The sequence below is a fragment of the Sinorhizobium sp. P24N7 genome, assembly GCF_042436655.1.
Classification (GTDB): Bacteria; Pseudomonadota; Alphaproteobacteria; order Rhizobiales; family Rhizobiaceae; genus Sinorhizobium; species Sinorhizobium meliloti_A.
On record NZ_JBHMIW010000034.1, the window covers coordinates 1 to 8,195 of the forward strand.

General features: G+C 59.9%; 5 protein-coding genes and 1 pseudogene. 2 read left to right on the top strand and 4 right to left on the bottom strand.

From position 1 onward, the window contains the following. Positions 1–51: 51 nt before the first annotated feature. On the bottom strand, positions 52–1,656 hold the full coding sequence (locus ACFHWW_RS33545) for an ABC transporter substrate-binding protein (protein WP_379943638.1): 1,605 nt from the start codon (positions 1,654–1,656) through the stop codon (positions 52–54). 1,439 nt (positions 1,657–3,095) lie between these two features. Here ACFHWW_RS33545 and ACFHWW_RS33550 point away from each other — a divergent pair. Both ACFHWW_RS33550 and ACFHWW_RS33555 read left to right on the top strand, forming a co-directional pair. Further along, positions 3,096–4,703 (top strand): ABC transporter substrate-binding protein, encoded by a 1,608-nt coding sequence (locus ACFHWW_RS33550; RefSeq protein WP_379943640.1) that lies wholly within the window; start codon positions 3,096–3,098, stop codon positions 4,701–4,703. Between the two features lie 54 nt (positions 4,704–4,757). Further along, positions 4,758–5,015, top strand: a complete 258-nt coding sequence (locus ACFHWW_RS33555; RefSeq protein WP_379943646.1) for a hypothetical protein — start codon at positions 4,758–4,760, stop codon at positions 5,013–5,015. 86 nt (positions 5,016–5,101) lie between these two features. Here ACFHWW_RS33555 and ACFHWW_RS33560 read toward each other — a convergent pair. The 3 genes and pseudogenes from ACFHWW_RS33560 to ACFHWW_RS33570 all read right to left on the bottom strand — a co-directional run. Next, positions 5,102–5,905: pseudogene (locus tag ACFHWW_RS33560) on the bottom strand (IS630 family transposase); the annotation flags it as partial. 365 nt (positions 5,906–6,270) lie between these two features. Then, positions 6,271–7,263, bottom strand: a complete 993-nt coding sequence (locus ACFHWW_RS33565; RefSeq protein WP_379943642.1) for an ATP-grasp domain-containing protein — start codon at positions 7,261–7,263, stop codon at positions 6,271–6,273. Beyond that, positions 7,254–8,195, bottom strand: coding sequence for a gamma-glutamyltransferase (locus tag ACFHWW_RS33570; RefSeq protein ID WP_379943644.1), 942 nt, complete (start codon positions 8,193–8,195; stop codon positions 7,254–7,256). The genes ACFHWW_RS33565 and ACFHWW_RS33570 overlap by 10 nt, the downstream gene beginning before the upstream one ends.

Below are 8,195 nucleotides of genomic sequence, written 5' to 3' on the forward strand. Positions count from 1 at the left end.
TGACGGCGATGGCCGAGATCATCCTTCGAAGGACATAAGCGGCCATCGCGCTCAGGCCTTCTGCATGTTCCACATCGCGACACGCTGCGGCATCTCGATGAGACCAGTGAGAGTTTTACGGCGCGCATTTGGCAACACAGTCTGACCCAGCCTAATGTCGCCGACGAAGTCCCACCAAATCCGTTGCATCTCGCGGGCCAGTGCCTTGCGCTCTTCGAGCGTTTCGACATCTGGCCATTTGGCCCGGAGAGCCTCGTATTCGTCGTTCCTCGGCCAGCCGAACCAGGCCTCGTCGCCACCGGCGCGTAGGAAAGGTGCGGCGATCGGATCGCTGAGGGCGTAATCGGAGTCGCTCGTGATGAAGATGCTCCAGCCACCGCTCTCAGTGGGGCCCTTGTTCGCCCGGCGGGCGACAAGCCCGCCCCAGTCGCTCGGCGCAAGCTCGGCATTGACCCCAATCTTCCGCATCTCGGCGGCCAACAACTGCGAGGTGTTGCTCCCCGGCGCCCAGTCCGTGGGTTGGAGAATGACGACCTTCTCGCCAGCATATCCGGCCTCCTTGAACAGTTGTTTGGCCTTGTCCGGATCGCCGCCCTTTTTGAACCAACCCGTATTTTCGTCGTTGGTATAAAGCGTATCGTTTCCAAATATCGAAGTGACAGTGTGCCCATATTTTGCATCGGGGGCCATGACGCGCAGGAACGCCTCCTGGTCGACCAGGTGAAGCATCGCTTGGCGTGCCTTGACGTTATCGAACGGCTTCTGCAGGTGGTTCATGCGCAGGCACATGTCGTTGCCAGTCTTGTCCAGAACCTGCAGTGCAAGATCGGGATCGCTCTCAATTACTGAGTAAACATCGGCGGGGGGAGCTTCAAGAAAATCAATTTCACCCGCCTGCAAGGCCGCTAAAGCAGTCTGCTCATCGGCGATATTGTCCCAGATGACGCGATCGACCTTGACGATCTTGCCGCCAGCGAATCCGTCGGACGCCTCGCTGCGCGGTACGTATTGTTCGTTGCGGTCGTAGGTGAAGCTTGCGCCCGGCTTGGCAAGGGCATGATTGAACTTAAACGGGCCCGATCCGATATTCGTGGTGACCTGCTCGGTTGCGGGGCGATCCGCATCCTTCTCGCGCATGATGAATGGCGAGGTCCCTGCTATTGTCGCCAGCAGATCGATCAGCAGCCCCAGCGGCTGCTTGAGCACAATCGTAAAGGACTTGTCGTCCTTCTTGGAGATGTCCTGGGCTCGCTCCATGAGCAGTTGTCCGCCGCCATCCGCTTGACCCCAGCGACGTATCGAGGCCACACAGTCCGCCGCGGTCACAGGGGTGCCATCGTGCCAACCCAGGCCGTCCCGGAGTTCGAACGTGTAAGTCTTCTTGTCGTCGGAAACGCCCCACTTTCCCACCATTTGCGGCTGCGGCATCAACTTGGAGTCGAGCGAGAACAGCGTGTCATACAAGGCCAGGCCGTGATTCTGGGTTATGCCAGTCGTCGTAAAGATCGGGTCGAAGATGGTTAGGAAATCGGTCGTCACCATGCGGACCGTCCGCGCTTCGGTAGGCGCTGTCTGTCCCCGCAGGACCGACGGGATCGATAAAGCGGTTCCGGCGGCTAAGCCAGTTATGATGAGTTCGCGCCTAGATATTGTCATGTTCCGTTCCTCTTTTTTGGTAAGTGGCGCGGTCAATCCACGTGCCAATGTTGAGTTTCGATTGCCGCGCAGCCTACGTCAAATTCAGACTGCGTATCGATACCATCTGGTTTTGAGATGGACCCAGATCGATGAAAGGCTGCAATTCCTTCGGCCTATCGCCCAACGTGAATCACACCTGTTCATCCGGCCTCAGCCAAGAAGCGCGCCGATTGGGTGTTCGATTTTTGCGGCCGCCATGCGCTTGCCCCTCTATGGAAATGACGCTGCCGGAGACGGATCTTGCGTTGGGATGATTCGAAATTGAGTCTGGAGGCTTCTGGGAGGTCAGCATGCTCGATGGCGCGGCGGACTGGTTGTCGGACCTCGTTGCAAGCCGGATGAACGAAGTCGCCGGAGGGTATGGCGCTGTGGGGATTGTGGCCTGGAGGCGCGAGCCGTCAGGCAGGCTGCAATGCCTTCCATCGCCGCGCTGGCTGCTTGCGGCTTGGTGCGGCGGGACAACGTTGGGGTGCCAACGCGCGTGCGACGGATACCGTACCGAGTGATGTGGACGCACCCGGCCTGATCATTCAAGCTCGTTCTGCCGCGATCCGGCCAGCACGCAACGCGATGGGTGTAGCGGCCCGAGATAGGAGAACGCTTGCTTAGGTGGCTTGGCGTAGACGATCCATTGACGGCGACGAACCTCGGCCAGCAGGCGACCCAACTCGCTCTGCCGAGGGAAACGCCGCCGCCCGCCACAATTCAACGGAGGTGGGGATGGTAGGTGAGATTCTGGCCCCTCTTCCCGCACGCCACATCGGGAAGGCCCGTCTCGCCCAGCCTATTCCGTGGAGGGGCAAGCGCATAGCGGCCGCAAAAATCGAACACCCAATCGACGCGCGTCTTGGCTGAGGCCGGGCGAACAGGTGTGATTCAGGCCTGGCGATACACCGACGGAATTGCGGCCTTACATCGATCTGAGTTCATCTCAAAACCAGATGATATCGATACACAGACTGAATTTGACGCAAGCTCCAATCGAAAATTAGGTTAAATAGCCAAAAGAGCAGAAATGAGCTTTTGGTAAACCGCATGCGCTTCATGCGGCCGATTTCGTCCGCTGTGGCGGTCGAGTGCTGTCTCTCGTGGCCGGCCGGGCTTCGCCGCAATTCTCGGACGTGGTGCGGCGGCGGAAAGGTGGCCATTGAAAGCTTATGTTATAGCCGTTCCACGCCGAGACCCAGCATCAGGTGACGCAGTTATCGACGAGATCACACGGACAGGGAGTGCAGAGTGAGTGGATTCTACTTGCAAACTAGGATCCCATCTACAAAGCCCTGTCGGAAGACCGCAGGAACTGATCCAAAGTCCGCACCCGGCGCTGACCCTCTCAGCACTCATCCAGCAGATTGCCTTGAGCAACCGCGCCACTAACCAAGAAGGGGGAATGAAACATGAGAACCTCTCGGCGCGAACTCATCATAACGGGTTTGGCCGCCGGAGCGGCTGTGTCGATCCCGTCGGTCCTGCGAGCGCAGACAGCGTCTACCGACGCGCAGACAATCCGCATGGTGATGAGCGGTGACCTCAGCATCTTCGATCCGATCTTTACGACGGCGGACATAACCGCAGCACATGCCTTGGCGATTTATGACACGCTGTTTGCACTCGACTCCAAGCTGACGGCGCAGCCGCAAATGGTGGGAAAGTGGGGCGTTTCGGAAGACAGGAAGACCTACACGTTCGAGCTGCGGGACGGCCTGGGTTGGCACGATGGCACCCCTGTGACCGCGGCGGACTGTGTGGCCTCGATACGTCGCTGGGGTCAAGCGGATGGCGGCGGACAACTGCTCATGGAGCGAGCCCAGGACATCTCCAAGAAGGACGACAAGTCCTTTACGATTGTGCTCAAGCAGCCGCTGGGGCTGCTGATCGATCTGCTGGCGACAATAGCAGGGACCTCGCCATTCATCATGCGCGAGAAGGATGCGGATCGCCCCGCAACCGAGCAGGTCACCACGAATATCGGATCGGGCCCGTTTAAGTTCAATCATGCCCTTGCCAAGCCGGGCGCAAGCTTCACCTACGACCGCAATGAAGAATACGCACCGCGTAAGGAGCCATCTGACGGATTCGCCGGCGGCAAGGTCGTTAAGGTTGATCGTGTCATTTGGGACAATATCGCCGATCAGCAGACGGCATTGGGCGCATTGCACGCGGGCGAGATCGATTTTGTCTATGGGCCCCCCCGCGATCTTCACTCAGCGATCGAGAGCGATCCCAACCTTGCACTCCAAGTTCTGAACAAGGGTGGCGTCAACATGTGCCTGCGCATGAACCACCTGCAGAAGCCGTTCGATAACGTCAAGGCGCGTCAAGCGATGCTCCACCTGATCGATCAGGAGGCGTTCCTGCGCGTCACGTCCCCCGATGCAAAATATGGGCACACTGTCACTTCGATATTTGGGGGTGATACGCTTTATACCAACGACGAAAATACGGGCTGGTTCAAAAAGGGCGGCGATCCGGACAAGGCCAAACAACTGCTCAAGGAGGCCGGATACGCCGGCGAAAAGGTCGTCGTTCTCCAAGCGATAAATATCGCATCCTTCAACACTGCCTCACAGTTGCTGGCGGCCGAGATGCGGAAGATTGGGGTCAATGCCGAGCTTGCGCCGAGCGACTGGGGCGGGCTTGTCACCCGCCGGGCGAACAAGGGGCCTGTTGCCAACGGTGGATGGAACATCTTCATCACGGATGATTCCGACTTCGCGCTGAGTGATCCGATCGGCGCAGTCTTCCTAAACGCGAGCGGCGACAAGGCTTGGTACGGCTGGCCGAAGAACGACGAATACGAGGCCCTCCGGGCCAAATGGGCAAATGTCAAAACGCTCGAAGAACGCAAGGCACTGGCCCGCAAGATGCAACGGATTTGGTGGGACTTCGTCGGCGACGTCCGGCTGGGTCGAACTGTCGAGCCAATCGCGCGGCGCAAGGCGCTCACCGGCCTCATTGAGATGCCGTCGTCCGTCGTTGCGATGTGGAACATGCAGAAGGCCTGAGCGCAGTGACCACCTATATCCTTCGAAGGATGAGCTCAGTCATCCGTTATAGCAATGGCCGAGATCTTCCACTTCCTGCTTCTCAGGCTAGCACTTGGCGATCCGGCCGCAATCATCGCCGGCAAGTCGGCCACGGAGGAGATGATCGCCGGCATCGGCGGCGACTCCGGAACCTCAATTTTCACGGAACGTCTCCAGCTGATCTCACCGCGGCTGGAGCCGATCATTTCCGTTACGATTCTGACGATGATCCTTTCGGTGACGACCGGGCCTGCTCTATGCCCCTTGTATCCTTGCGGAGCGGCGCAGTAACGCGCCGGAGGAGTTACAAAATGAAAACCGATATGTTCCGTCGTGGCGTTCTGAGCAAGGCGCGTCCTTTGACCAACCCTGTCGAGGTGAGCACATTCGGCCGGCGAGAAGCTGTCGAGCAATTCGCTGGCCTCGCGCCATGTGCTGCTTTCCTGATGAGGTGCTTGACCTTGGCAAAGACCTGCTCGATGGATTGAGGTCCGGGTTGTAGGGCGGCAGGAAAAAGAGGTGTGCGCCTGCGGCCCTGCCGGCGCGGCGCACGGCTTATCTCTTGTGGCTGCCGAGATTGTCGAGGATCACGATGTCTCCCTTGGCGAGGGTGGGCACGAGAACTTTCTTGACATAAAGGGTGAAGAGCTCGCCGTTGATCGGCCCGTCGATGACCCCGGGTGCGTCGATCCGGTCGCAGTGCAAGGCGGCGGTCAGGGGTTTTCCAGTGGCCGTGCGGGACCGGCGCAGAAAGCCGCCGGTCGCGCGGCGCCCAGCCCCTGAGTGCCGCCATATTCGTCTTTATCCAGGTTTCATCGAGAAAGACCAGCCGACGGGCTTCGACCCGTTGCTGATGGCTCTTCCAGCGCAGCCGTTTGCGCTCGCGTTTGCTCAGCCGGCAGAACCGTTTTTGAAGCTCAGGCCCTCGGCCCGAACGAAGACCCAAACGGCTCGGCCGTCGGTCTTGATGCCACGTTCGGCCCGTTCGCCCGACAAGGTCCGCTGCTTGCGTCCGCCGACACGGCCTGGCCCAAGGGAGCTGGTCTCGCCAAAACGTCGCTTCCATTTCGAAACGCAGGAGGCAGCGATTGAAAGCGCTGCCGCGCTCGACCGTATCGTCTTCCCGGCACGCAATAGGGCCACCGCCCGCTCGCGAAGATCTCGGAATAAGCTCGCGTCATCCATGCCGGTCGGCATGAACAGGGAATCGCATCACAGCTGATTTGCGAATCCCCGATTCCAGAAAGTTGCAGCACGCTCTAGGCAAGACGCTCGGCGTTCGTCTCCTCACCGATCATCATGATGGGGTCGTCATGGCCGCCGCCGCGCCGCGGAAGATGGCGCGGCCTGGCCGCCTCCAAAAATGACAATCTTCTCAAGTATTACACCTTCGCCGCGTTGCATCGCACCGCGCCGATGCCAGCCGTCCAGCAATGCGCGGCGGCGTAGATGATGGGCTTCCTCGGTCCAAGAGAGGTCAGTCTCGGTCAGGCAGCGACGCTTATATCTTGCCAGCCGACTTTCAGGATTCTGCGACGTGTTCAGCCTAGGGGATGCCGATTCCGAAGTACCGCGTGTGGGCGACATCAAGAATGCGATTGACCAAGCTCGAGAAGCTGTGTCCGGCAGTCATCGCGGCCACGACATAAGAGGAGCTCAGACGGAGCCCCGGCATGGCGTTGATCTCCAGGACAAAGGGCTGGCCGGAGCGGTCGATCCTGAGGTCCACGCGGGCATAGTCCCGGCACTGGCAGGCACCGAAGGTCGCAACCGAAATTTCCTGCAGCATAGTCGTAAGGCTGCTCCCGATTTGTGCCGGGCAAATCCGCGGCGGCATCGCGGCCGCCATGTACTTCGCTTCCCAAGTCATAAGATGCGTTTCGCGGTCGCCGAAGTCGTGCTCCACCAGAGGCAATACCTCGAGCTCTCCGTTTCCCAACAGCGCGACGGCAATTTCTCGCCCATCGATGTATTCTTCCACGAGCGCATCCTGCGCATACTGCGTGACGATCACTTCCACGGCCTGCCTCAACTGAGCGGGCTCATGTACGAGCTGCAATCCGAAGCTGTCGTCTTCGTGACGCGGCTTCACTACCAATGGGAATCGCAGATCGCCGGTACTCTCGGTGCCGCGACGCATCACGCGAAATTTCGGCGTCGGCACGCCACAATCGCGGATGAGCCTTTTGGTGATGACCTTATCGTCCGCCAGCCCATGCCCGAGCGGGCTCGATCCCGTATATGGAACGCCGGCCATCTCAAGCATGGCCGGAACGTGGGTGTAAGGATACTCGCCCTGAATTCCGCTCGCCCAGTTGAAGACGATTCCCGAAGGACGGGCTTGCGGATCGGGTGGCATGAACCGCTCGAGCGTACTGAGCAGTCCTTTATCGCCTTCGCACAGGAGCGTCTCGTGACCACCCTCTTGCAGTGCCGCCGCTACCCTTTCGACTGTATCGGAGTATCCCTCCGGACGAGGCTGACCGAATCGGTTGATCACGCCCGTATGATCACGGTTGCAAACGATGGCTACCCGCATGAGTTACTCCTTGGATTTTGCCCGCCGTCACGCTCATTGCTGGGATTTAGTTGGCTGATCGATGGGAACAAACGGTCTAGGCCCGCGCGCCCCACCGGCGCGCCCGGCCAACCCGGGCGGGCCAACCGGCGAGCGGGTTTGCTCCCTCCAACACGCGGAATATCGGGATATTGCTTGATACGCAGCCGGCCTGCAGCGCTGGAAGTGTCTCCAACGCGGCTGGCAAGGGCACGATGATCAGAACCGCCAACACCGTCGTGAAGGCGCCAGACCGCTTCGCAGCCTCCAACTCGGTCGAGCAAGTTTGCGAAACGTTCGCAGGTAGAACACGGGGCGAGGACCGAAAAGAACGCAATCTGGCGACGCCAGGCATTATTCCACCATCTCCCGGCTAAGCACGCCGCGTTCCTGCGTGAGCGATCCAGCGTCGCGGGCGTCGATGGAATCGTACAGTCGCGAGGTCCGCGCCGCTGCTCGCCGGCTTTGGCCGTGCTGAGCGAAGTGACCGCGAGCACACGGGAATGTCTATCGATGGACTGCGTTCGACAAACGGTGAAACGGACGAGCAATACGGTTTGCCCGCCCAACCCCGATGCACTGGGCTCGCACACGTAAAATATCCAGGCCACGGCCATCGCAGCGTCAATCGCATTCCCGCCGGCACACAGGACTTCCAGCCCGGCTCCGGTGGCGAGCGAGAAAGCCGTCACCGTCGCCTCACGGCTCTTCCGCATGGCAACGGCGGGACCTTTTTGCTCTACTCGCTTTTGTCGGCAATCAGCATTGCGCAGTTTCGATCTCATACTTGGCGCGCCCGCCAGCGCCCGGCGCCAGTATTCCGACTGACGTTCCAATACCTCGTTCGCCAGCCAACGGCGCTGCCAAACCGCGTAGTCCGCATACTGCACCGGCAACGGCGTCAGCCGATCCAT

Excerpts from the sequence above, each read along its gene's own strand:
- ACFHWW_RS33565 (WP_379943642.1), bottom strand. The coding sequence starts at position 7,263 with ATGCGGGTAGCCATCGTTTGCAACCGTGATCATACGGGCGTGATCAAC.
- ACFHWW_RS33545 (WP_379943638.1), bottom strand. The coding sequence starts at position 1,656 with ATGACAATATCTAGGCGCGAACTCATCATAACTGGCTTAGCCGCCGGA.
- ACFHWW_RS33550 (WP_379943640.1), top strand. The coding sequence starts at position 3,096 with ATGAGAACCTCTCGGCGCGAACTCATCATAACGGGTTTGGCCGCCGGA.
- ACFHWW_RS33570 (WP_379943644.1), bottom strand. The coding sequence starts at position 8,195 with ATGGATCGGCTGACGCCGTTGCCGGTGCAGTATGCGGACTACGCGGTT.
- ACFHWW_RS33555 (WP_379943646.1), top strand. The coding sequence starts at position 4,758 with ATGGCCGAGATCTTCCACTTCCTGCTTCTCAGGCTAGCACTTGGCGAT.